Genomic DNA, 23,610 nt, shown 5'->3' on the forward strand with positions numbered 1-23,610 from the left:
TTCAAGCCCTTCACTTTCAACAACTCAATACCCGAGCATTGAAGTGCTCTGCAATTCACCGGATATTCTGAATCAAACACTGGCTTACCGTTCAGGCCGCTCAGACACCCTCGGCAGCACACACTCGGCCAGCACTTGCGTAATGCCGTTAACGCAGCGCCGAATTGCCGCCTCGCTATGGGATGCACTTAAGGTAATACGTAATCTTGCTGAGCCTACGGGCACGGTTGGCGGACGAATTGCCCCAACCCAAATCCCCATGGCTTTTAGCTTTTGCGCAACCAATAAGGTTTGCTTGGCATCGCCAATGATCAGAGGTTGAATCGGGGTGTCACTACCAAGAAGTGGAATATCAGCATCTTGGCATAACTGTTTGAACAGCGAGATATTACGCTGCAACTTTTGCCTAAGTTCAGGTTGAGCTTCACAGTGTTCAACTGCGGCCAAAGCTAGCGCAGCATTGGCCGGTGACAGTGCAGTGGAATAAATATATTCCCGCGCATTACTCACTAAAAACGCAATCAACTCTCGACTACCCAGAATTGCTGCGCCTTGACAGCCTAATGCCTTGCCAAAAGTCACTATCTGGATATCGATAAGGTTGGCTGCTGGCTGATTAAAAATATCAGACACGCCAAAGCCATGGGCATCATCGACAATCAACCACACATTATGCGCGCGGCAAAGGCTAGATAAGGCCTTAATCGGCGCAATATCACCATCCATGCTAAATACACTTTCAGTGATCAGCGCTGAAACCGTGTTTTTGGCTAACAGCCGCTCCGCACTCTCAGTTGAGTTGTGCAAAAAGCGTTTAAAATCTGCGCCACTATCGCGCAAACCATCAATAATCGATGCATGGACGAGTTTATCCGCCAGCACGACATCTTGCTTATCGAACAGGGTTTTACAGAGCGTGGTATTAGCGCTAAACCCTGAGCTAAACAGTAACGCTGCCTCAAATCCGGTTATCTTACACAGTTTGGTTTCTAGCGCTAAATGCGCCTCACTGTAACCCGTCACCAGTGGCGATGCCCCGCTGCCTACGCCGTATTGCTGTGCGCCGCGGTGTAGCGCCGCAATCAATTCGGGCGCACGAGAAAGCCCTAAGTAGTCGTTACTGCTGAAATTAAGATAAGTTTGCCCCTCAAAGCAAAACTGCGGCTCAGCGTCACTTAGCACGGCATCGATTGATAATGCTTGACGCTGCCTTAGCAAACCTTGCTCTGCTAAGGCTTGCTGACGAGCGCGGATTTTTGAAGCCAGTTTTGACTCGAGTGATGAACTCATTTTTTCTTACTCAACTTGTCTTGCTCAACTTGTCTTGCTCTGCATTTTACTTTGCTGGCTTACTCGGCGTCTTGACTCATTTTTCGCTCAGTCTTTGGCATAACGATGGCTCAAATTCTCGCGGAGCCTCACTACCCGCATCATACTTTGGGATTTGTGCTTCACAGCTTAACGAAGCACAAGTCCAAAGATGCGAGTTTAACTGTGGCAATAAGTTTTGGTTATAGTGCCGCCGCATCATAAAACTGAGCTGAAGCTTTATCTTGATAAGCCGCAGCTTTAGCTAATACCGCTTGCTCATCATCAATAGAGGCGGCTGCGCCCTGCTCAGGGCGTAAACCCAGGCGACGGAACAACCCCATATCATCACTTTCTTCGGGGTTGGGCGTGGTCAGTAACTTACAGCCGTAAAAAATCGAGTTCGCGCCCGCAAAGAAACACATGGCCTGCAGTTCATCGCTCATATTTTCACGGCCTGCGGATAAACGCACCCGCGACAGTGGCATTAAAATACGCGCCACGGCGATGGTTCGGACAAACTCGAGTGGATCTAAATCATCAAGTTTTTCAAAGGGGGTACCCGCTACTTTGACTAACATATTGATCGGCACAGAATCCGGATGCTGGGGTAAATTAGCCAGTTGTTGTAATAAACCGGCTCTGTCAGTAGCCTTCTCGCCCATGCCGACAATGCCGCCAGAGCAAACTTTCATGCCCGATGCGCGCACATGGCTTAAGGTATCTAAGCGGTTTTGATAGGTACGGGTGGTGATCACATCGCCGTAGTATTCAGGCGAGGTATCTAAATTGTGGTTGTAATAGTCAAGGCCTGCTTCGGCCAACTCATTGGCTTGCTCGGCACTTAACATCCCTAAGGTCATACAGGTTTCCATGCCGAGGGCTTTCACCTCTTGCACCATTTGCTTGAGGTATGGCATATCTTTATCTTTCGGGTTACGCCAAGCGGCGCCCATACAGAAACGCGAAGCGCCCGCCGCTTTCGCGCTACGCGCTTCGGTGAGCACGGTTTCCATCGCTAAGAGACGCTCTTTTTCAAGGCCAGTGTCGTAACGCGCACTCTGCGGACAATATTTACAATCCTCAGGACAAGCCCCAGTTTTGATCGACAATAAGCGGCTGATCTGCACTTCGTTAGGATCGTACTCTTCACGGTGGATACTGTGGGCTTTAAATAATAAGTCATTCATCGGCAGCGCAAATAAGGCTTCGATTTCTTCCCGCTTCCAATCATGACGAACTTGCAACTGCGACATTGAACACCCTTTTATTTTTGTATTTTACCTTGGCTAGGATAACCTCAGCCCTTAAACTGTCAACGCCAACCAGTGATACAGGTTTACCACTGATTAATTTTCAATCAACGCTGTGAGCTTTTATGCGCAATTTACTCGATTTTGACTTTGATAGCGCCCATATTTGGCACCCTTATACCTCCATGACTCGTGCACTTCCTGTTTTCGGGGTACACAGTGCCCAAGGCTGCGAGCTGGAATTGGTCGATGGCCGTAAACTTATTGATGGCACCAGTTCTTGGTGGGCCTGCGTGCATGGCTATGGTCATCCGGCGATATTAACGGCGATGGAGCAGCAATTGCACCAACTCAGCCATGTCATGTTTGGTGGTATTACCCACGAGCCCGCCATTGAACTTTGCAAAAAACTACTGGCGATGACCTGCGAGCCATTAACGAAAGTCTTCCTCTGCGACTCAGGATCCATTGCCGTTGAGGTTGCCATCAAAATGGCGCTGCAATATTGGCAGGGGCAAGATTTACCTTTAGCGCAAAAGGCCCAAAAACAGCGCATTCTCACGGTAAAGAAGGGCTACCATGGCGATACTTTTGCTGCCATGAGTGTCTGCGATCCCGAAGGTGGCATGCATACCATGTTTGGCGAAGCAGTCATTAAACAGTGTTTTGTCGACGCGCCGCAAACGCCCTTTGGTGAATCGTTACACCAAGACGATTTAGCGCCCATGCAGCGTATTTTACGCGAGCAACATCAAGACATTGCCGCCGTGATTATCGAACCGATTATGCAGGGCGCCGGGGGAATGCGCTTCTACAGTAGCGAATATTTACGTGGCCTGCGTGCCCTGTGTGATGAATATAATGTGCTGCTTATCCTCGATGAAATCGCCACGGGTTTTGGCCGAACCGGTAAATTATTTGCCTATGAACATACCGACATCACGCCCGACATTCTCTGCCTAGGCAAAGCCTTAACGGGTGGTTATATTAGCCTTGCCGCCACCTTGTGCACGGATAACGTCGCCCAAGGCATTAGCCAATCGCCCGCAGGCGTCTTTATGCATGGCCCGACATTTATGGGTAATCCCCTCGCCTGCGCCGCCGCCTGCGCCAGCTTAGATTTGATCAATCAGCAGGAGTGGCCTGCACAGGTTGCTGCCATCGAGCAGCAAATGCAGCGCGAGCTTGCCGATGCCATCGATATTCCCAGCGTAAAAGCAGTGCGCGTGCTTGGCGCGGTTGGGGTGTTAGAAATGCACCAAGCGGTCAATACCGCGGCGCTGCAACAGCAATTTGTCGACCTAGGCGTATGGGTTCGCCCCTTTGCCAACCTAATTTATATTATGCCGCCCTATGTGATAAGTTCGGCGCAGCTCAGCCAACTCACCCAAGCGATGAAGCAAGTCGCGGCCACTATTACCCCGCCAAACATTACCCCGCCAAACACGACTCCTGAGCTTGCAAGTCAAGGCTGGCACACGGATCAAAACATCAGTATCAGCCATGGCTAATCGCCGTTGGCGTGAGTTATTAAGCCTTTTTGACCAGGCTTGATATCAATGCCCGCAGCGCCGCCGGTTTAATCATTTTCGCCATATAGTGATAACCGCGGCGCTGCACATCTTCCACCAGCTCTTTGCGGGTATTGGCTGTAATCAAAATACCCGGTAAATCCTTGCCATAGAGTGAGCGGATCCCATCCATCGCATCAACACCGTTTTGACCATCATCCAAGTGAAAATCTGCTAACACGATATCGGGCGCCACCCCTTTAAGGCCTAATTTAATCCGTGCATCGGCTAAGTCTTTGGCACAAATCACCTCGCATTGCCAACGACTCAGTAGACTTTCAAGCCCCGCTAGAATGGCCTCCTCATTGTCGATACACAGCACTTTAATCCCGGATAACGGTTGTAATAACGATGGCAATGCCTTCACCTGCGGCTGACGCACGGTTTCACCTAAGGGTACAGTAATAGAAAACACCGAGCCGCGCCCCAATTGCGAAGACACTTGAATACCGTGGTTTAGCACGCGGCTTATCCTATCGGCAATCGCCAACCCTAAGCCTAAACCGCTGACACTTTTACTCCGAGGATTATTTAAGCGTTTAAATTCTTTAAAGATTTCATGTGTTTCATGCTCATCAATCCCACAGCCAGTATCAAGCACTTGGATCTCCAATTCACTGCCGCGATGACGGCAACCAAAAAGTACTCGCCCTCCGCGGGCATAACGGTAGGCATTGGTTAAAAAGTTTTGCAGCACACGCCTAAGCAAAGAAGGATCGGAGTTCACCGTCGCGCTACAGGGGATCATCTTGAAGCGAATTTGATTGTCCGCCGCCATCGCCTCAAATTCGACCGACAGCCCATTGAGCAGCTCTGAAATCGCAAAGTCGCGGCGGTTCACGTCCACCATGCCGGAATCCAACTTCGAAATATCCAATAAGTCGGTGAGCAACTCACCAGCGGTTTTAAGCGAGCTATTCACATGGGATAAGGTGGTGCGCGCCTCACGATCTAAATTCGGATATTGGGATAAAGAGGCGGTAAACAACCTTGCCGCATTCAGTGGCTGCATTAAATCGTGCCCCACCGCCGCTAAAAAGCGGCTCTTAGAGGCGTTAGCCATTTCCTCCTGTGCTTTGGCCTCAAGCAGCTCACTGTTTAACATCGCTAATTCAAAAGTACGCTCTTTTACTCGCGATTCGAGCGTTTCATTGGCTTCGAGTAACGCCCGTTCCTGCTGGCGATATTGGGTAATATCGGTAAAAGTCATCACAAAACCACCATCGGGCATGGGATTACCTTGAATTTTAATCACTTTACCATCTTTACGCTGACGCTCTGAGGTATGCGGTGTGCCATTACGCATATGCTGCACACGTTTTTCAACCTGTTGCTCGATAGCGCCGCTGCCGCAATATCCCCTTGCAGCATTAAAGCGGATCACTTCACTGATAGGCATACCTTGCTGTAAAAATCCCTCGGGATATTGATATAACTCAACATATTTATAGTTCCATGCCACTAAGTTAAGATCGCTATCGATAACACTCATCCCTTCGTAGGCATGCTCAATCGCTCCACGCAGCATATCTTGGCTGAGCATGATTTTAGATGAAGCCTCATCCACAAGGCTAAAGACTTCATCTAAGGCCAAGTCACGCCCTTGTAAGACAGAATCCATCACTAAAGAAGCACTCGAAGCGCCTAACACACCAGCGAGTAAGCGCTCAGTATGGGCGATGAGTTCAGGGGTCGCAGCCTTATGCCAACTGTCACTTTTAACAGCTTCGGTAGAGAATCGACTAAAGCTTTCATAGGCGCGGGTTGGACTCACAAAGCGACTGGCTAAGATCAGTAAATCCTGCTGCGAGATAGGGCCGCTTTTCTTACTGGCATTATTTTTAAGCTTTCCCGGGCTAACAAAAGCACTGGCCTGAATACGCTCAGCCACCCCAGCCCTGAACCAAATTGAACCCAACACATAACAGGCAATATTGGCAAATAATGCCGTAAGCGCATCGCGCACATTCGGCGTGATGGCATCTAACAGGTCGATATTACTCGACATTAATGCCGCAGGGCTTTGGTTACCCGTCATGCCACTGAGCATGATGTAAAACCACAAGCTAAAACCGACACTTAAGCCTAAAAACACCCCCGCACGATTGCCGTGCTTCCAGTAAAGCCCACCGACGAGCGCCGGTGCTAGTTGGGCAAATGCGCCAAAGGACAGCATCCCAAGGTGTGATAGCGAATCACTATCGGCCAACGCCAGATAACTGCCATAACCCAGCCCAAGGATGATGACAATCGCGAGGCGGCGGGCATTTAGTAGCATCTGCGAAAACTGACTGAAGTTTTTCTCGCGGATATTACCTGTACGCAGCACCACAGGGACGAGCCATTCGTTACTGACCATGACACTTATTGTCACTACAGCCACAATCACCATACCGGTTGCCGCAGATAAGGTACCTAACAGCGCAATCACCGCCAGCAGCGGATGATCTAACGCAAGCGGTAAATTAATCACATAGGTGTCAGCGGCAACGCTATCGCCCAAGATCAATTTGCCCGCTAAGGCCAATGGCCCGACAAATAGGCCAAATAAGGCCAAATACAGCGGAAACAACCAACGTCCCTTAGACAACACCGACTCATCGGCACACTCCACCACCATCACATGGAATTGCCGCGGCATACACAAAAAAGCCGCCATACCGACAAGCAGTTCGGGCATCAAGGTTTCAATACGGGGATTTGGGTGATGAATTAACGATTTATCACTCGCCTGCTGCCAAATATCGCCAAACCCGTCAAATACGCCAAAGCTAATCACAATCCCCACCAGCAAAAATGCCGCGAGTTTAACTAAGGATTCGAAAGCAATCGCCAGCATCATCCCAGGATTATGCTCGGTAGCATCGAGCTTACGAGTGCCAAAAAGAATGGCAAAAATGGCTAATAGCGCGGTGATAAGTAGCGCAATCGTAACGCCATTTAAGGGGTCATCCGCGGGTTGAAACAGGTTAAGGCTAAACACCATCGCCTTAAGTTGCAGGGCAATGTAAGGCATAATGCCAAACATTGCGATTAAGGTGACAATGGCCGCTAAGGTTTGCGACTTGCCGTAACGGGCGGCAATAAAGTCGGCGACAGAGGTAATATTTTGCGCTTTTGACACTAAAACCATCTTGCGCAACATGCCAAACCCTAAGGTGAAGATAAGGATCGGGCCAACAAAAATCGGAATGAACGACCAAAAATCCTTAGCTGATTGTCCAACTGTGCCCAAAAAACTCCAAGAAGAACAATAAACCGCCAGACTTAAGCCATAAATGACCACTTGCAGCTTCTTGGTGACGCCGCTAAACCAGCGCTCTGCTCCCCACGCTAAAAGGAATAAAAGTGATACATAACAAATAGCAATAACGGCGACGACTAAGGTGAGATTCATATTTTTGCTCTTTTTTCCATTATTGTGCGATAAATAATGGCTGAAATCTAGCCAGACTTTCGAGTGCAACAGCCTAAATATAAAGGAAATTTTAACACTAGACCAAGGTCTAATGGAGTTGACGCCCCCTTGCATACCATACTCAGGCCACGCAATTTTTCAAAAGGGAAGCCCTATGAGCTCGCAGTCTCTCTACAAAGTCTCCGGCAATATCGCTGCCAATGCACTTGTAAATAACGATCAATATAAAACAATGTACCAAGAGTCGATTGTCAATCCAGAGGGTTTCTGGAGAGAGCACGGCAAACGGATCGATTGGATAAAGCCATACACTAAAATCAAAAAAACCACTTTTGACGATCATAACTTATCGATTAACTGGTTCTATGACGGCACCCTAAACGCCTCAGCTAACTGCTTAGATCGCCATCTAGCTGCGCACAGCGATCGCGTCGCCATTATTTGGGAAGGCGATAACGCCAACGAACAACGTAAAATTACCTACGGTGAGCTGCACACTCAAGTATGTAAGTTTGCCAACGCGTTACGCAGCCAAGGCGTACGCCGTGGCGATATCGTCACGATTTATATGCCGATGGTGCCAGAAGCCGCCGTCGCGATGCTGGCCTGTGCTCGCATTGGTGCTGTGCATTCCGTTGTTTTTGGTGGTTTCTCACCCGATTCTATCGCCTCACGGGTTATCGATGGTAAATCCAAAATCGTCATCACCTCCGATGAAGGTATGCGTGGTGGCCGCGCCATTCCGCTCAAACGCAACATCGACGATGCGTTAAAACATCCCGATGTAACCAGTGTTGAGAAAGTCATTGTACTTAAACGTACTGGCGGCAAGATTGACTGGGTAGAAGGTCGGGATGTGTGGTGGCATTCACTGGTTGAAACCGCATCCGAACATTGCGCTGTCGAAGAAATGGGCGCCGAAGATCCGCTGTTCTTACTCTATACCTCAGGTTCAACGGGTAATCCAAAGGGCGTATTGCACACTACTGGCGGTTATATGGTGTATGCCTCCATGACCCACGAATATGTGTTCGATTACAAACCCGGTGAGATTTACTGGTGTACGGCCGATGTAGGTTGGATCACCGGTCACTCTTACATGGTTTATGGTCCTCTTGCGAACGGCGCAACTGTGCTTATCCACGAAGGGGTACCCAATCACCCAAGCCCAGCGCGTTTAGGCGAGATGATTGACCGCCATAAAGTCAATATTCTCTATACTGCACCTACGCTTATTCGCGCACTGATGGCCGAAGGTAAGCAACATTTTGATAAGTACAATGGCAGCTCACTGCGCATCATGGGCTCTGTAGGTGAACCAATCAACCCAGAAGCTTGGCGTTGGTACCATGAAGTCATCGGCCACGAGCATTGCCCGATTGTCGATACTTGGTGGCAAACCGAAACTGGCGGTATTTTGATCACCCCACTGCCAGGCGCAACCGATACCAAACCAGGCTCGGCGACTCGCCCCTTCTTTGGCGTGCAACCCGCGCTTGTGGACAACATGGGTAACATTTTAGAAGGTGCAACCGAAGGTAACTTAGTGCTGCTCGACTCATGGCCAGGCCAAATGCGTACCGTGTATGGCGACCATGAAAGATTCGTACTCACCTATTTTAAAACCTTCCGCGGCATGTATTTCACTGGTGACGGCGCTCGCCGCGATGAAGATGGTTATTACTGGATCACAGGCCGTGTGGACGATGTGATTAACGTCTCTGGCCACAGATTAGGTACCGCCGAAGTCGAAAGTGCGCTGGTTTCACACGAGCTGGTCGCTGAGGCCGCAGTTGTGGGCTATCCCCATGATATTAAAGGCCAAGGGATTTATGCCTATGTCACCTTAACCCGCGGCACAGAAGAAAGTGAAGAACTTCGCCAAGAACTGCGCCAATGGGTTCGTAAGGAAATTGGCGCCTTAGCCACACCGGATCTTATCCAGTGGGCGACAGGATTGCCTAAGACCCGTTCTGGCAAAATCATGCGCCGCTTCCTGCGTAAGATTGCCGCTAACGAAGTGACCAATTTAGGGGATGCATCAACACTGGCAGACCCAGCCGTGATTGAAACCTTGATTGAGACTCGCTTAAATCGCAACGAGTAACTCCAAGTACCCGCGCTTAGTCGTCAACAGTCACGATTAAGCGCAGCGTTATCTCCTATTCATTTGATCATATTTTCGTTTGAATTAGGACATCTTGAGAAAGAACCCGATTGCCCTTTCTCTTACTTGCCCCACCAACCAAGGGGCATTTTTTTGGTTCTGTGTTAAGCTTGCCGACTCGTTTAGGTCAACCAAGATATCTAATAACGTGTCAGTTAATTCTAGCCCAAGCGTTATCCTCAGGGACTATCAGCAACAAGCCGTTGATGCCGCCATCGTACACTTTAAAAAAAGCACCGATTCCGCCGTGTTAGTCCTGCCTACTGGGGCGGGGAAAAGTATCGTCATCGCCGAACTGGCTCGTATTGCAAGAGGACGAGTGCTCGTCTTAACCCATGTGAAAGAATTGGTGGCGCAAAACGCACAAAAGGTAGGATTACTGACCACTGAGGCCAGTATTTATTCCGCAGGGCTTAATAAAAAATCAAGTGTCGGCAAAACCGTTGTCGCCAGTATCCAATCTGCCGCTCGCGCCTTAGGCCAATTCAATGAGCCCTTCTCGCTAGTGATTATCGATGAATGCCACAGGGTCAGCCTCGAAAAAACCAGTCAATATCAGCAGCTATTAAGCCACTTGCAGCAACGTAATCCCCAATTGAAATTATTAGGCCTTACTGCCACTCCCTATCGGCTCGGCACAGGCTGGATTTACAAACGCCACTACCATGGTAAAGTCGGCTCCCCCGAGCTTGGAATATTCGAACAATGTATTTTTGAGCTTCCCATTAGGCCGCTAATTAAACAAGGCTACTTAACCGCGCCAACCTTATTTGACGGCTTAAGTGCCCAATATGACTTTAGCCAAATAAAAGCCAATAAGAATGGTGAATACCCTGAAGCCCAAGTCAATGATTTACTGAACCACGCAGGACGCGCAACCACGGCCATTGTTAAACAACTGATTGAGCTAAGTCATCATCGCCAAGGGATCATTATTTTTGCGGCAACGGTGCGCCATGCAGAAGAAATCGTCAGTCAACTTAATAAGGAGCACCGCGAGCAAACTGCGATAGTCACCGCACAAACCCCAGATAATGAACGTGATGAGCTTATCGAACGATTTAAGGCAAGAGAGCTTAAGTTCCTCGTCAACGTAGCGGTATTAACCACAGGGTTCGATGCGCCCCATGTGGATTTGATTGCAATTTTACGCCCCACCGCATCGGTGAGCTTGTTTCAGCAAATGATTGGCCGTGGTCTTAGGATTTGCGAGGGCAAAAAAGATTGCTTAGTGATTGATTACGCGGCTAATGGCTATGATTTGTATTTTCCAGAAGTCGGTCAAGCCAAACCAAATAGCAAATCGGTTCCGGTACAAGTACACTGCCCTGTCTGCCAATTTGCCAATATTTTTTGGGGATTGACGGACGATGACGGCGATATTATCGAGCACTTTGGCCGTCGTTGTCAGGGTATAGTTGAGCATCACGGGAAAAAACAGCAATGTGATTTTCGATTTCGCGCTAAATCCTGCCCTGATTGCGGACAAGAAAATGACATTGCCGCACGCATTTGCCAGCATTGCCAATCAACCTTAATCGACCCCGATAAACGCCTTAAGCAAGTGCTGAATAAGCAGCACCATCATCTATTTCGTTGCCAACACATGACCTTAATGGACGATGCGGGCGATCTTAAGGTGCAATATCTAGACATTGACGGAAATGAGTTTAATCGGCACTTTAAGCTGCAAACGCCCGCCCAATGGCGTGCCTTATATGCGCTGTTTATTTTTCCCCATAGTCGCACACCGGGCCTTAAACCTAAGCAATACAAACAAGTATCAGAGCTGATTGCCGATAGCGCCACCTTTAAAATGCCGGATCTCTTACTGCTGAAAAAGCACAAAAAAGGCTGGGATTTGCTCGAAAGCTATTTCGATTACCAAGGGCGCTATCAAACTGAAAATAAACACATCTGACATTATCAATTCGGTTAGCGCTATGGTATAAAACGCTTAAAGAAAATCTAAGGAGCTATTATGTACGTTGTTATTTTTGGCCGTCCTGGCTGTCCTTATTGTGTGCGCGCAGTACAACTGTCAGAACAACTCGTTGAAAAACGTGATGACTTTAAATTTAGATATGTAGATATCCACGCTGAAGGGATTTCTAAAGCGGATCTCGAAAAAACCGTCGGTAAGCCAGTTGAAACTGTGCCACAGATTTTCGTGGATGAAAAACACGTTGGCGGCTGCACCGATTTCGAACAATATGTTCGTGATAACAATCTATTAGGTTAATCCTAATACGAAATAAAAAGGAGACCTGAGGTCTCCTTTTTCATTATTTAAGTCAGCCGTTAAAGTATGTATTTCGCCGAGAACATAATCCGGCATAAATCACCATCATCACCCTTTTTTTGACTAATCTGCGCATTCCAATATCGCCCCAAAGTCAGCGGTTTGTAGGACGAATAAAGCATATAGCAACAATAGACGACCATATTGACTTCATTACCTATTGATACAACTGCATCAGCCGTCAACATACAAGATACGGTCACGTGATAGGAATAATCCACTTCATACTGGCACCCAAATCAAAGAGCAGTCTCTGTTACAGGTCAATTGAGGGGGGATTACCGATAACTTGCAAACCATCACTATGATCGCTGAAAAATGTCCGTTTTAATAAGCCATCAATTAATGATGTAAGCATTAGTAAAAAATCTATGGTACAAATGAAGAACGACATAAAAAGATTTTCAGTACAAGGAGTATGAATTAACAAAAAGTATGAATTATTTGGAATTTTTACAGGTAAAAGAGATTGGTGGGTCGTGAAGGATTCGAACCTTCGACCAATTGGTTAAAAGCCAACTGCTCTACCGACTGAGCTAACGACCCATCTATTGGACTCTGATTTTACACTTCAGTAAGTGGTGGGTCGTGAAGGATTCGAACCTTCGACCAATTGGTTAAAAGCCAACTGCTCTACCGACTGAGCTAACGACCCATCTGGTGAACTCTGAATTTTACACTTTCAGAAAAGTGCTGAATCATGAAGGGTTAAAACCATTCGACTGATTGGTTAAAAGCCAACTGCCCTAGCTTTTATAACATAAGCGACTGAGCTAACGACCCATCTATTGGACTCTGATTTTACACTTCAGAAAGTGGTGGGTCGTGAAGGATTCGAACCTTCGACCAATTGGTTAAAAGCCAACTGCTCTACCGACTGAGCTAACGACCCATCTAGTGAATGCTGATTTTACACTTCAGTAAGTGGTGGGTCGTGAAGGATTCGAACCTTCGACCAATTGGTTAAAAGCCAACTGCTCTACCGACTGAGCTAACGACCCATCTAGTGAACGCTGATTTTACACTTCAGTAAGTGGTGGGTCGTGAAGGATTCGAACCTTCGACCAATTGGTTAAAAGCCAACTGCTCTACCGACTGAGCTAACGACCCATCTAGTGAATGCTGATTTTACACTTCAGTAAGTGGTGGGTCGTGAAGTATTTAAACCATTCGACTGATTGGTTAAAAGCCAACTGCCCTAGCTTTATAAAAAAAGCGACTGAGCTAACGACCCATCTATTAGACTCTGATTTTACACTTCAGAAAGTGGTGGGTCGTGAAGGATTCGAACCTTCGACCAATTGGTTAAAAGCCAACTGCTCTACCGACTGAGCTAACGACCCAACTAATTTACTACACTTCAAATACCGCTAACTTATTCTATTTATTAAAATAAGTGGTGGGTCGTGAAGGATTCGAACCTTCGACCAATTGGTTAAAAGCCAACTGCTCTACCGACTGAGCTAACGACCCACATACAGGTATTTTGCGCCCCGAACGACCTCGCCGTTCCGAGGGCGCCTATAATACCTTTTTCATTTCCCCATGCAAGCGTAAATTCCCAATTTTTTGTCGTTTGCATGAAAAACAGACTAAGAGTATGTTTTTTAGTTAATTACGCTTTAATTGCAGCCAATTGTTGTTGGGCAATGCGCGCTGCGGCACTGTTGGCGTAGTCTTTCACCACTTGTTGGTAATATTGAGTCGCGCCAGCTTTATCGCCCGTTTTCTCTGCGATCATGCCAAGCTTAACTAAACTGTCGCCACGTTTATTGGAATCACTAAAACGGGTCACGACCGTATTGAATACTTGCTTAGCTTCAGCAAACTCACTCTTATTAAACAACAACTGTCCTAACCAATAGTTTGCATTGGCCGCATAGACTGAGTCTGGGTACTGTTTAATGAAAGCACGAAAGGCAGGAATAGCATCATCATACTTGCGCTCTTTCAGCACTAAGTTAACCGCACTTTCGTAGCTCGCCGTTTCACTTAAGCTACTTGCGGCCGCATTAGCGGTTGCTGCAACAGCAGCTGGCGTTGCGGGGACAGAAGCGGCTGGTGTGGCAGTCGCTTTAGAGGATAAATTAGCGATTTCATCGTAAAGCTGACGCTGACGTTGCTGCATCTGCTCTATTTGATAATTCTGTTGTTCAGTCAAACCACGTAAGTCGAGAACTTCTTGCTGCAAAGTATCCAGACGGCGCTGCATATCAATTTCGCTTTGTTGTCTCGATTTTACAATGCGCTCTAAACGAGCGAGTCTGTCATCACCTGAACCACCAGCAAGGTCTTCAACAGGAGCAGGAGCTGCAACTGCAGCCCCTGCGCCGAAGAACATTGCCGTAATTAAGACGGCACGTTTCATCTCGTTACTCTCCGTAATTCAATCTTAGTAAACTAAAACTGCACGACGGTTTTTAGCAAAACCTTCATCGGTACGAGTAAAGTCAAGTGGCTTCTCTTCGCCGTAGCTTACGATGCTCATTTGGCTTGGTTGTACACCCATACCTTGTAAGTATTTAGCAACAGCTTTAGCACGACGCTCACCTAGTGCGATGTTGTATTCTGGCGTACCACGCTCGTCGGCATGACCTTCAATCAATACTCGTACACTTGGGTGCTCTACTAAGTAAGTACCGTGAGCTTCGAGTACCGCTGCATATTCAGTTTGAACTTCACTGCGGTCGAAATCGAAGTAAATGATATGCTCTTTTCTCAACTGCTCGAGTTCCTGACGTTGTTGCTCTTCAGGTGACAACATTCCACCAATACCGCCGGTTTGAACACCACCATTGAGTTCACTACCAGAACCGCTAGTCGAGCCCATAGCATCAGTTTCTGATTCAGAAGTTGAGCTACACGCACTAATAGCCATAATTGGAAGTGCTACCAACATAGCTTTTAACAACTTGTTCAGATCCATTACTTGTTCCTTATAAAATTAAATGTTAATAAATCAAGCTAATACATTAGAGAAACGGAGACCAAGAAGGTGATTTCACCTCGCCCTGACCTGCCGGTAATCTCGCTTTAAAGCGTCCGTCCGTAGAGACAGCAGCTAAAACTTGTTTGCCTTGATGCGTAGTGCCATAAATCACCATAGTACCATTGGGGGCCACACTTGGAGATTCATCCAAACGCGTCGATGTCAGCACCTGCATAAAGCGCGTACTTAAATCCATACGTGCAATATTAAATTTACCATTTGTGCGATTCACAAAAATCATGCTGCGACCATCAGGGGTAATAGAACCACCTAAATTCCATTCACCTTCAAAGGTTTCACGGGTCACTTTGCCTGAATTTAAATCTACACGATATAACTGTGGTCTACCACCACGCTCGGAGGTAAACAACAATGACTTACCATCGGGATACCATGAAGGCTCAGTATCGATGGAATAGTGGTTGGTAATTCGTTTAATTGCCTTAGTGGCAATATCAATGACGTAAATTTCGGGTTGACCATCCTTAGAGAGAGTCACGGCCAATGATTTACCGTCAGGTGAAAAAGAAGGCGCACCGTTAATGCCAGAGAAACTACTCACCTTAGTACGGACTTGGGTGTAAAGATCCTGAACAAAAATTTCAGCCTTTTTGTTTTCAAAACTCACATACGCTAAACGGCGACCATCGGGTGACCAAGCGGGTGACATTAAAGGCTCTGGAGAGCGCAGTAACATTTGCTCGTTGTAACCGTCATAGTCAGCGATCATCAGTGAATAAGCCGCTTTCTGGCTATGATTCACCACCACGTAGGAAATACGGGTCAAGAAGGCACCACGAATACCCGTCAGCTTTTCATAGACAATATCACTGATCCTATGGCCATATTGACGAAACTGCGTCGCAGAAATCACGGTCTGGCGACTATCCATCAACAATTCCGTTGGATTTGCGGAGCCCTTTAGGGCTTGGTTTTGCGCTTTAACCAGATCGATAAGCTCAAAGCTCACCAGAAACTGATCCGCACCATAAGGTTTGACTGAACCAACCACCAACGCTTCTGCACTCACGTTAGTCCAAGCATTCGCATCAAACTGCGCTAATGCACCAATACCGCGTTGCGGTAAACCTAATTCATCTAAGGGTTTAAACGTACCACTGCGCACTAAGTCAGACATGACCACATCGGCGATTGCCTGCGGTGGCGCACCTGCGCCTTGCCATTGGAATGGCATCACAGCGATAGGACGGGCCGCATCCACACCTTCAGTGATCACAATATCCAGTGCCGCTTTTGCGGGGGTGGTACAAAGCAGTACCACCAATGTTAACCATTTTGCCAAAATTTTCATGGGACTCCTTTAATTAAACGTTGGTTCAACGATTAAGTTAATTTCTTTCATCAAGTTATAAACCGCAGGATCCGGAGACACGGGTAACTTGCCTGCTTTTAAAATCGCCGCTTTGGTTGCTCGGCAAACATTAGGATCACCGCCCTGAGTCTGGCTGCTGATCACAAAACCATCATTAGCTAAACGCACTGAAACGGTACAAGTTTTACCACGCATCGACTCATCAACCACCAGGTTACGTTGAATCGTTGATTTAATCATAGCGGTATATTTGCCCACTTCTGTCTGCATTTGCTTATTCATGGTTTGCGATAAGGCAGCCTGCTCTGCTGCTAATGCATCGGCCATTTCTTGCTCCTGTTGAGCAAGTGCTTTAGCTTCAGCATCCGCTTTCGCCTTAGCATCCGCTTTTGCCTTAGCTTCAGCTTTTGCTTTCGCCTCTGCATCAGCCTTGGCTTTATCAGCTTTGGCCTTAGCATCTGCCTCTGCTTTCGCCTTGGCTTCTGCTTCCTTCTGCTTACGGTCAGCCTCGGCTTTTGCAACAGCAGCTTCTTCTACTTTGCGTTTTTCCGCCGCTTTTTGGGCAGCGTCTTCAGCAAGCTTACGCTCTTGCTCTTTCAGCTTGCGATCGGCTTCGGCTTTTTGCGCTTTTTCCTTTTCCTGTTGCTGTTTTAATTGAGCGGCTTTTGCAGCTTCATTAGCCTTTTGGGTCTCAATTTCCTGCTGTTTACGCTCTTCGGCTAGCTGTTTAAGCTGAGCTTGTTCACGCTCGCGAGCCTGCTTCGCTTCCTGTGCTTTGCGCTCAAGTTCAGCTTGGCGTTCACGTTCACGACGCTCGGTATCGCGCTTTTCCTGCTTAAGCTTTTCAACTTGATTAGCCACTTGTTGCTGATCAACCATAACAGCTTTTACTGCAGGGGCGCTAACTTGTTGCACAGGTTCAGGTTTATGGGTGAAATCTATGCCAATGGCCAGAATAATTATCACGCCAATATGAATACCTGCTGAAATTGACAGAGGTAATGCAACATTTGAATTATCCGCCACCTATTTCTCCTTGGGTGAATCCGTCATCAAACCGACTGAGGGAACACCTGCCTGTTGCAAGGTCACCATCAATTGGATCACGTTATCATAAGGAATGGTTCTATCGGCTTTCACGACCACTGGGCGCTGAGGTTCAGTCACCATAATCGCCGCCACGGCAGTCGCTAACTCTTCCAATTCCATCTCTTCATTATTGGAGCCGCCTTGATTGAGGAAATAAGCACCATCTGCATCGATAGACGCCACAACTGGTGGCTTACTGTCTGCAGGCAACACTTCGGCCGCCCCTTGAGGCAGCTCCACTTTAACCCCTTGTGTCACTATCGGTGCTGTTACCATAAAAATGATCAGTAGCACGAGCATGACGTCGATATAGGGTACCACGTTGATTTCAGCAACGGGGCGACGACGTTTACGCTGATAACCGACTTGCATTATGCCCCTTCCTTCTCACTATATGCTTGGCGGTGCAGGATGCTAGAAAACTCTTCCATAAAGTTAGCGTAGGCAATTTCTAGCTTTTCAACTTGTGTCGCAAAACGGTTATAGGCAATAACAGCTGGGATTGCGGCAAACAGACCCATTGCCGTTGCGATCAGAGCTTCTGCAATACCGGGAGCCACCATGGCTAGGGTTGCGTTTTCCATTGAACCAATCGCGATAAATGAATTCATAATCCCCCATACCGTACCAAACAAACCGATATAAGGACTAGTGGAACCAATGGTTGCCAATAACGGTAAGTTGGCTTCTAACTTTTCTAATTCACGGGATAAAGTCACGCGCATCGCCCGCGAAGTTCCATCCATCACCGCATCAGGCACTTTGCTGTTTAATTTATTTAAACGTGAATATTCTTTAAAGCCCGTTACAAATAATGACTCTAAGCCCGTATTATCTGGGCGCGCCGATAATTCTTTATACAGGCGGTTTAAGTCGACGCCTGACCAAAATTTATCCTCAAACTTTGCCGATTTATTTTTTGCACCTGTCAATAAGCTACGGCGTTGCAAAATCACCGTCCAAGACATAATCGACAATCCAAGTAAAGTGAACATCACGAATTTCACTAATAAACTGGCTTGTAAAAATAACCCGATAAACGACATATCAGCTTGCACTGTCAAACTCCTGCACAATATTTAAGGGAATTGCTCGGGGACGCATACGTGATAACGCAACACAGGCCACCAGCACTGTGCCCTCACAATAACAGTCACCCAGATGATCAACCAGACGTTGGTGAAATACCAACGAGGCCTTTTTCAACTCTATGACCTTAGTTTCTACAATAAGGTTCTGTTCAAAACGTGCGGCTTTTTTAAAATCAAGTTCCGCTCGCTTGACCACAAACGCCGTATCATCGGCTAACAGTGCAGTCTGACTTACGCCTAAGGCTTTTAACCACTCGGTGCGTGCCCGCTCAAAAAAATTGAGATAGTTCGAATGATAGACAACGCCGCCAGCGTCAGTATCTTCGTAATAGACTGAAATGGGCCAATTAAACGTCATTTGAAATCAGCAAATTTTGGTTGAAAAATTGACGCTACTATACCTAGGGAAACAACACTTGTGAATGACCCAACGAAGATATAGATAGGGTTAGCGCGGGTTTGAGCGCAATTGAGGGATTTGTAAATGACAATGGGGTCAAACGACCCCATTAAATTAACATAGTTAGCTATTTTGCGAGCGTTTGCGGTAATGTGAGACCAAAGCTTTGCCACAGAAAGCTGTAAATATCGGCAAACTCGTCAATCTTCATCGACGTTGGTTTACCAGCGCCGTGACCTGCATTGGACTCAATACGCATAATCACAGGTTTATCACCCTGCTGCTTTTCTTGCATCATGGCTGCAAACTTAAAGCTGTGTAATGGTACCACACGGTCATCATGGTCAGCGGTCATCACCATAGTAGCAGGATAAGCCTGCGCTTTGACGTTATGGTAAGGCGAATACGCTAATAATGCAGGGAACTGCTCAGCATTGTCAGCGCTACCGTACTCACTGGTCCAAGCCCAGCCGATGGTAAACTTGTGGAACCGCAGCATATCGAGCACGCCAACTGCGGGTAATACTGCAGCGAACAGTTCAGGCCTTTGCGTCAGCGCAGCCCCCATCAACAAACCGCCATTACTGCGACCATAGGCACCTAACTTAGTGCTATTGGTGTATTTTTCGTTGATAAGGTATTCGGCCGCGGCAAAATAGTCATCAAACACATTTTGCTTTTTATCGAACATGCCTGCCTGATGCCAGCTTTCACCGTAGTCCGCGCCACCACGTAGACTTGGTACGGCGTAAATACCGCCCATATCTAACCAAGCAATGTTGGCAGGGCTAAAACGCGGCGTCATCGAAATCGCAAAACCACCGTAGGCATAAAGCAAGGTTGGATTTTGGCCATTCCTGACTAAGCCCTTTTTATAGGACAGCATCATCGGGACGCGGGTACCGTCTTTGCTAGTGTAGAACACTTGCTCAGATACGTAGTTATCGGGATTAAATGACACCTGTGGTTTAGCCACAACAGTCGACTCTGCGGTTTTAAAATCAAACTTATAGGTGGTTTCAGGTTGAATATAGCTGTTAAAGACATAGTAGAAATAGTCTTTACTCGCCTTACCAAAAGGCCCCGCCACATTGCCCTTACCCGGTAAAGTCACTTCTTGGCGCTTCTGGCCGCCCATACTGAAAATCGATAATTGCCCTAATACATCGTGTAAATAGCTCACGACTAAATGGTCATTGATAATGGCGACTTTATTAATGGGATCTTTCGATTCAGGAATAATGGTTTGCCACTGGGATTTGTCGCTATTGCGCGTATCGATGGCTATCACTTTACCGTTAGGTGCATCTAAATCGGTTTTGAAATAAAAAACCGTACCGTCATTGCCTAAAAACTCATACTCTGCTTCGAGCTTGAGGATTAATTCAACCACTTGGGCTTTAGGCTCAAATAGCGATTTATAGAAGAAACGATTACGTTTGTCCGTACCTTGCGAAATCGACAGCAGTAAATATTCACCCTTCTCAGATACATCAATGCCGAATCCCCAATCTTTATTTTGTGGGCGCTCGTAAATCAATAAATCTTGGCGCTGATCGGTACCTAATTTATGGTAGTAAACTTTTTGATTAAAGTTCACATCAGCCAGTAAATCCCCCCCCGCAGGCGCATCATAACGAGCATAGAAAACACCTTGGTTTTCCTTATCCCACACTGCGCTTGAGAACTTAATCCAGCTCAGTTCATCGTTGAGCTTTTTACCTGTTGCAATATCAATAAACTGCCATTGCTGCCAATCAGAGCCCGACTTAGACACGCCATAAGCTAAAATTTTGCCGTCATTACTCACCGATACGCCAGACAACGCCACAGTGCCGTCGGCGGAAAAACTATTGGGATCGAGCACGGCTTTCTCAACCCCATCTTTGCCTTTTACATAAAGGACTGATTGCGCTTGCAAACCATCATTACGGTAATAAAATTGGTTATCGCCATTCTCGAAGGGAGCAGAGATCTTCTCGTAATTCCAAAGTTCCGTAATACGATCAACGACAACTTGCTTATTTGGGATTTTCGCCAAATAAGCTTGACCAAAAGCCTGTTGTTCTTTGACCCAGCTTTCTGTTTCTGGGGTATTTTCCTCAAGATGACGGTAAGGATCCGCCACCGCAACACCATGGATGGTTTCGACTAAGGCGTCTTTTTCCGTCTCAGGGTAAACCAATTTGTTTGCGCTGATCTGCTGCGCAGCAGCTTCTTCTGGCGTATTCCCACTCTGGCAGGCGGCCAACGCCATACCCAATGTGGCCACTAATAAACCTTGCTGAGCAAGGCGAAATCTTAATGCCATCTTATTATCGTCCTTTTGGTGATTTCCGGCTTAACGATCTTTTGCAGCAAGTACTATACAAGCAAAAAATTTCATGGCAATGCTGTTGCAGAAGATGAAGCTATCTAGGGTCTGAGTCAAATTTAACAAATTGTTAGCAATGATGAGCTTATTGAAGTGTATTTTTATGCATTAATTATGACTGACAAGTTATTAATCAAGCTAAATAGTGACTTAAGTGAGGCAGATCACTTAACCAATCATTAGTTTAGCTAATGTATCAAGGCAATTTTTCTCGTTTGCTTGCCCCGAGGCTACACACTAAAATGTGCTTGTTTTCAGGAGATATCCGCCAGCGGATATTGAAAACAAAGAACTTTTAGGCTGATGTGTTCCCAACACGTCAGTTCATCCCTGGTTCTTATGCTTGACTTCCTTCCTTCAATTTGTTGATTGCAAATGCATTATTTTGCGGCCCGCTTAGATTAAGTGGGCTTTTTTTTACTCCAATTCAAACAGCAAGCTAACACTTAGCGGCATTCAGCATTTTTTGTTACATAAAAATCTCTGTAGCGCCTATCCAAGGTTTAGTCATCAGACCTACAGAGCACCATCGCATGTAGACGCTAGTACAAACAGCGTCAATAAAAGACAATGCCAAGTCAACAGACTTGGCATTGATAGAATTCAGGTTTGATTTAGAGCGGTTTGCTAATTCGGACAACAACCCTGCGGTTTAGCGCCCTTTCCTCAATATCTTCATTTGAAGCCACATGACGTCGCTCGCCGTGACCAACAGTCACAATCCTATCTTGAGGAATGCCACTGGAAACAAAGAAATCTTTTACCGATTCAGCGCGCTTATCAGACACTTTCTGGTTAACTGAACGGCCACCATGACTGTCAGTATAGGCATCGACTAACACCAACTCGACATCTGGATCGTAGGACAGATATTCTTGTATCCGCGAAAGCTGTTGCTGTGAGAAGCGAGTTAAGTCTGTCCCCCCTTCATCATAATTAAGCACAGTAAACGCAATATCTTCAAAGCTATAAGGTAATAAATGGGATAAACAGGCCTTAAACTCGGCATATTTTCGACCAAAATTGGCCGATGAAAGCCCTACAGCAATTTTAGTAGACTCGTCATACCAATCTGCATAGTAAAAAGTAGGCTCCATACCGCGGCTTAACTCGTTTAGCATTGACCAAGCTGCGCGCTTAGGCACTTCACCATTAAAATACTTTTGGTAACGTAACGAGGTGATTTCTTTAGATACCACGCCAGGTCGCCATTTCGGTGCTCTGCTCATTAGTTTAGCTTGGGTCACTTGATCAGGTTTTACCCACATATCCAAAGTGAAGTTGAGATTTAATTGCTTACCCGCTTCACTGGTAAAAATCGCCTTACCATAGGATGGAATATCATGCTCAAGACGACAAACGATGGGACTGTTTTGACTGACTCGCCATTGGGACTCGCCCAACGAGGCCACATAGTGACGCAACTCTGCCATTGCAGTTGCTGGAACGCATAAAATTGATACTAATATCAGTTTTCGCCACATAGCCCTTACTCGTGTTTATTCGGTTACGAGGTTTTATCGGCAAACTTTTTAGTTCCTTTAGCTCATAAAACCAGCAATCAAACATGACACATCCTAGTACATTTAGCATAATAGCGCCCTGTGATTTTTCTTGGGTACTTTAATGAGCGATATTTGCGACGCAAACAAATTGAAACACCGATTTCGAGGCTACTTTCCGGTAGTGATAGATGTCGAAACGGCGGGCTTCAACTCTCAAACCGATGCGTTGCTGGAAATAGCCGTCACGCTGCTGAAAATGGATGATGAAGGCTTGCTAGGGATTGATAAAACCCTGCATTTTCATATAGAACCCTTTGAGGGCGCCAACCTAGAACCCGAAGCTCTGGCCTTTAATGGTATTGATCCCACGAATCCGTTAAGGGGGGCGGTCAGCGAAAAAGACGCTTTTTTAGAGATTTTTAAAGCCGTTAAAAAAGCCCAAAAAGCATCCGATTGTCACCGCAGCATTATTGTGGCGCACAATGCCGCATTCGATCATGGCTTTGTCAGTAAAGCTATCGAACGCTGTGACTTAAAGCGATCGCCCTTCCATCCGTTTGCGACTTTTGATACTGCAACTTTGGCTGGATTAGCGATTGGCCATACGGTACTGGCCAAAGCGTGCATTATGGCGGGCATTCCCTTCGATAATAAAGAAGCCCATTCTGCACTCTATGATACTGAGCGCACCGCAGAACTCTTTTGTTATATCGTCAACCGTTGGAAAACCTTAGGGGGTTGGCCACTATTAGCCACCAGCGAATCTGAAGATATGGATAGCGAAGAATAGCTTTACAAAAAATTGCCTAA

Annotated in this window: 17 protein-coding genes and 9 tRNA genes; 5 read left to right on the forward strand and 21 right to left on the reverse strand. The window is 46.7% G+C overall.

All coding sequences use genetic code 11. The annotated features are described in order from the left end of the window. Nucleotides 1–84: 84 nt before the first annotated feature. On the reverse strand, nt 85–1,290 hold the full coding sequence (locus SO_RS12635; protein ID WP_011072678.1) for an aminotransferase class I/II-fold pyridoxal phosphate-dependent enzyme: 1,206 nt from the start codon (nt 1,288–1,290) through the stop codon (nt 85–87). Nucleotides 1,291–1,511: 221 nt separating this feature from the next. After that, on the reverse strand, nt 1,512–2,564 hold the full coding sequence (gene bioB / locus SO_RS12640; protein ID WP_011072679.1) for a biotin synthase BioB: 1,053 nt from the start codon (nt 2,562–2,564) through the stop codon (nt 1,512–1,514). A 122-nt stretch (nt 2,565–2,686) separates the two neighbouring features. Between bioB and bioA the strand changes: the two genes are divergently transcribed. Beyond that, on the forward strand, nt 2,687–4,072 hold the full coding sequence (gene bioA, locus SO_RS12645; protein WP_011072680.1) for an adenosylmethionine--8-amino-7-oxononanoate transaminase: 1,386 nt from the start codon (nt 2,687–2,689) through the stop codon (nt 4,070–4,072). Nucleotides 4,073–4,091: 19 nt separating this feature from the next. On the opposite strand, the gene SO_RS12650 is transcribed toward bioA, so the two are convergent. After that, entirely contained in the window at nt 4,092–7,529 is a 3,438-nt protein-coding gene (locus SO_RS12650) for a hybrid sensor histidine kinase/response regulator (RefSeq protein ID WP_011072681.1), read from the reverse strand. A 175-nt stretch (nt 7,530–7,704) separates the two neighbouring features. On the opposite strand from SO_RS12650, the gene acs reads away from it, so the two are divergent. The 3 genes from acs (at nt 7,705) to SO_RS12665 (ending at nt 11,959) form a co-directional block, all read left to right on the forward strand. Next, on the forward strand, nt 7,705–9,657 hold the full coding sequence (gene acs / locus SO_RS12655) for an acetate--CoA ligase (RefSeq protein WP_011072682.1): 1,953 nt from the start codon (nt 7,705–7,707) through the stop codon (nt 9,655–9,657). A 208-nt stretch (nt 9,658–9,865) separates the two neighbouring features. Beyond that, a complete protein-coding gene (gene radD, locus SO_RS12660) occupies nt 9,866–11,638 on the forward strand; it encodes a DNA repair helicase RadD (RefSeq protein ID WP_011072683.1) in 1,773 nt (590 codons plus the stop codon). Nucleotides 11,639–11,698: 60 nt separating this feature from the next. Next, entirely contained in the window at nt 11,699–11,959 is a 261-nt protein-coding gene (locus SO_RS12665) for a GrxA family glutaredoxin (RefSeq protein ID WP_011072684.1), read from the forward strand. Nucleotides 11,960–12,489: 530 nt separating this feature from the next. Here the strand turns inward: SO_RS12665 and SO_RS12670 are convergent. The 18 genes from SO_RS12670 to motY form a co-directional block, all read right to left on the reverse strand. Beyond that, a tRNA-Lys gene (locus SO_RS12670) sits at nt 12,490–12,565 on the reverse strand. A 33-nt stretch (nt 12,566–12,598) separates the two neighbouring features. After that, nucleotides 12,599–12,674 (reverse strand) — tRNA-Lys (locus tag SO_RS12675). Between the two features lie 39 nt (nt 12,675–12,713). After that, a tRNA-Lys gene (locus SO_RS12680) sits at nt 12,714–12,802 on the reverse strand. A gap of 33 nt (nt 12,803–12,835) precedes the next feature. Beyond that, nucleotides 12,836–12,911: transfer RNA gene (locus tag SO_RS12685), tRNA-Lys, on the reverse strand. A 33-nt stretch (nt 12,912–12,944) separates the two neighbouring features. Further along, nucleotides 12,945–13,020, reverse strand: a tRNA-Lys gene (locus SO_RS12690). Between the two features lie 33 nt (nt 13,021–13,053). After that, nucleotides 13,054–13,129 (reverse strand) — tRNA-Lys (locus SO_RS12695). 33 nt (nt 13,130–13,162) lie between these two features. Further along, nucleotides 13,163–13,253, reverse strand: a tRNA-Lys gene (locus SO_RS12700). 33 nt (nt 13,254–13,286) lie between these two features. Next, nucleotides 13,287–13,362 (reverse strand) — tRNA-Lys (locus tag SO_RS12705). A gap of 54 nt (nt 13,363–13,416) precedes the next feature. Then, nucleotides 13,417–13,492: transfer RNA gene (locus SO_RS12710), tRNA-Lys, on the reverse strand. Nucleotides 13,493–13,634: 142 nt separating this feature from the next. Continuing rightward, nucleotides 13,635–14,387, reverse strand: a complete 753-nt coding sequence (gene ybgF / locus SO_RS12715) for a tol-pal system protein YbgF (protein WP_011072685.1) — start codon at nt 14,385–14,387, stop codon at nt 13,635–13,637. Nucleotides 14,388–14,411: 24 nt separating this feature from the next. After that, nucleotides 14,412–14,945 carry a peptidoglycan-associated lipoprotein Pal gene (gene pal / locus SO_RS12720; protein WP_011072686.1) on the reverse strand — a complete coding sequence of 178 codons (534 nt, stop codon included), beginning with the start codon at nt 14,943–14,945 and terminating at the stop codon, nt 14,412–14,414. 46 nt (nt 14,946–14,991) lie between these two features. Further along, on the reverse strand, nt 14,992–16,320 hold the full coding sequence (tolB, locus tag SO_RS12725) for a Tol-Pal system beta propeller repeat protein TolB (RefSeq protein WP_011072687.1): 1,329 nt from the start codon (nt 16,318–16,320) through the stop codon (nt 14,992–14,994). A gap of 9 nt (nt 16,321–16,329) precedes the next feature. Further along, complete coding sequence (gene tolA, locus SO_RS12730) at nt 16,330–17,367, reverse strand: cell envelope integrity protein TolA (RefSeq protein ID WP_011072688.1); 1,038 nt, start codon at nt 17,365–17,367, stop codon at nt 16,330–16,332. Then, nucleotides 17,368–17,802, reverse strand: coding sequence for a protein TolR (gene tolR / locus SO_RS12735; RefSeq protein ID WP_011072689.1), 435 nt, complete (start codon nt 17,800–17,802; stop codon nt 17,368–17,370). Then, the gene (tolQ, locus tag SO_RS12740) at nt 17,802–18,488 is read right to left on the reverse strand and encodes a protein TolQ (RefSeq protein ID WP_011072690.1); all 687 of its coding nucleotides are present in this window, start codon (nt 18,486–18,488) and stop codon (nt 17,802–17,804) included. The genes tolR and tolQ overlap by 1 nt, the downstream gene beginning before the upstream one ends. Further along, nucleotides 18,478–18,879 carry a tol-pal system-associated acyl-CoA thioesterase gene (ybgC, locus tag SO_RS12745; protein WP_011072691.1) on the reverse strand — a complete coding sequence of 134 codons (402 nt, stop codon included), beginning with the start codon at nt 18,877–18,879 and terminating at the stop codon, nt 18,478–18,480. Before ybgC ends, tolQ begins: the two co-directional genes overlap by 11 nt. A 169-nt stretch (nt 18,880–19,048) precedes the next feature. After that, nucleotides 19,049–21,232: a prolyl oligopeptidase family serine peptidase gene (locus SO_RS12750; protein ID WP_011072692.1), complete on the reverse strand. Its 2,184-nt coding sequence runs from the start codon at nt 21,230–21,232 to the stop codon at nt 19,049–19,051. A 677-nt stretch (nt 21,233–21,909) separates the two neighbouring features. Further along, complete coding sequence (motY, locus tag SO_RS12755) at nt 21,910–22,779, reverse strand: flagellar protein MotY (RefSeq protein WP_011072693.1); 870 nt, start codon at nt 22,777–22,779, stop codon at nt 21,910–21,912. Nucleotides 22,780–22,921: 142 nt separating this feature from the next. Between motY and rnt the strand changes: the two genes are divergently transcribed. After that, nucleotides 22,922–23,590 (forward strand): ribonuclease T, encoded by a 669-nt coding sequence (gene rnt / locus SO_RS12760; RefSeq protein ID WP_011072694.1) that lies wholly within the window; start codon nt 22,922–22,924, stop codon nt 23,588–23,590. Nucleotides 23,591–23,610: the final 20 nt, after the last annotated feature.

The sequence above is a fragment of the Shewanella oneidensis MR-1 genome, assembly GCF_000146165.2.
Taxonomy (GTDB): Bacteria; Pseudomonadota; Gammaproteobacteria; order Enterobacterales; family Shewanellaceae; genus Shewanella; species Shewanella oneidensis.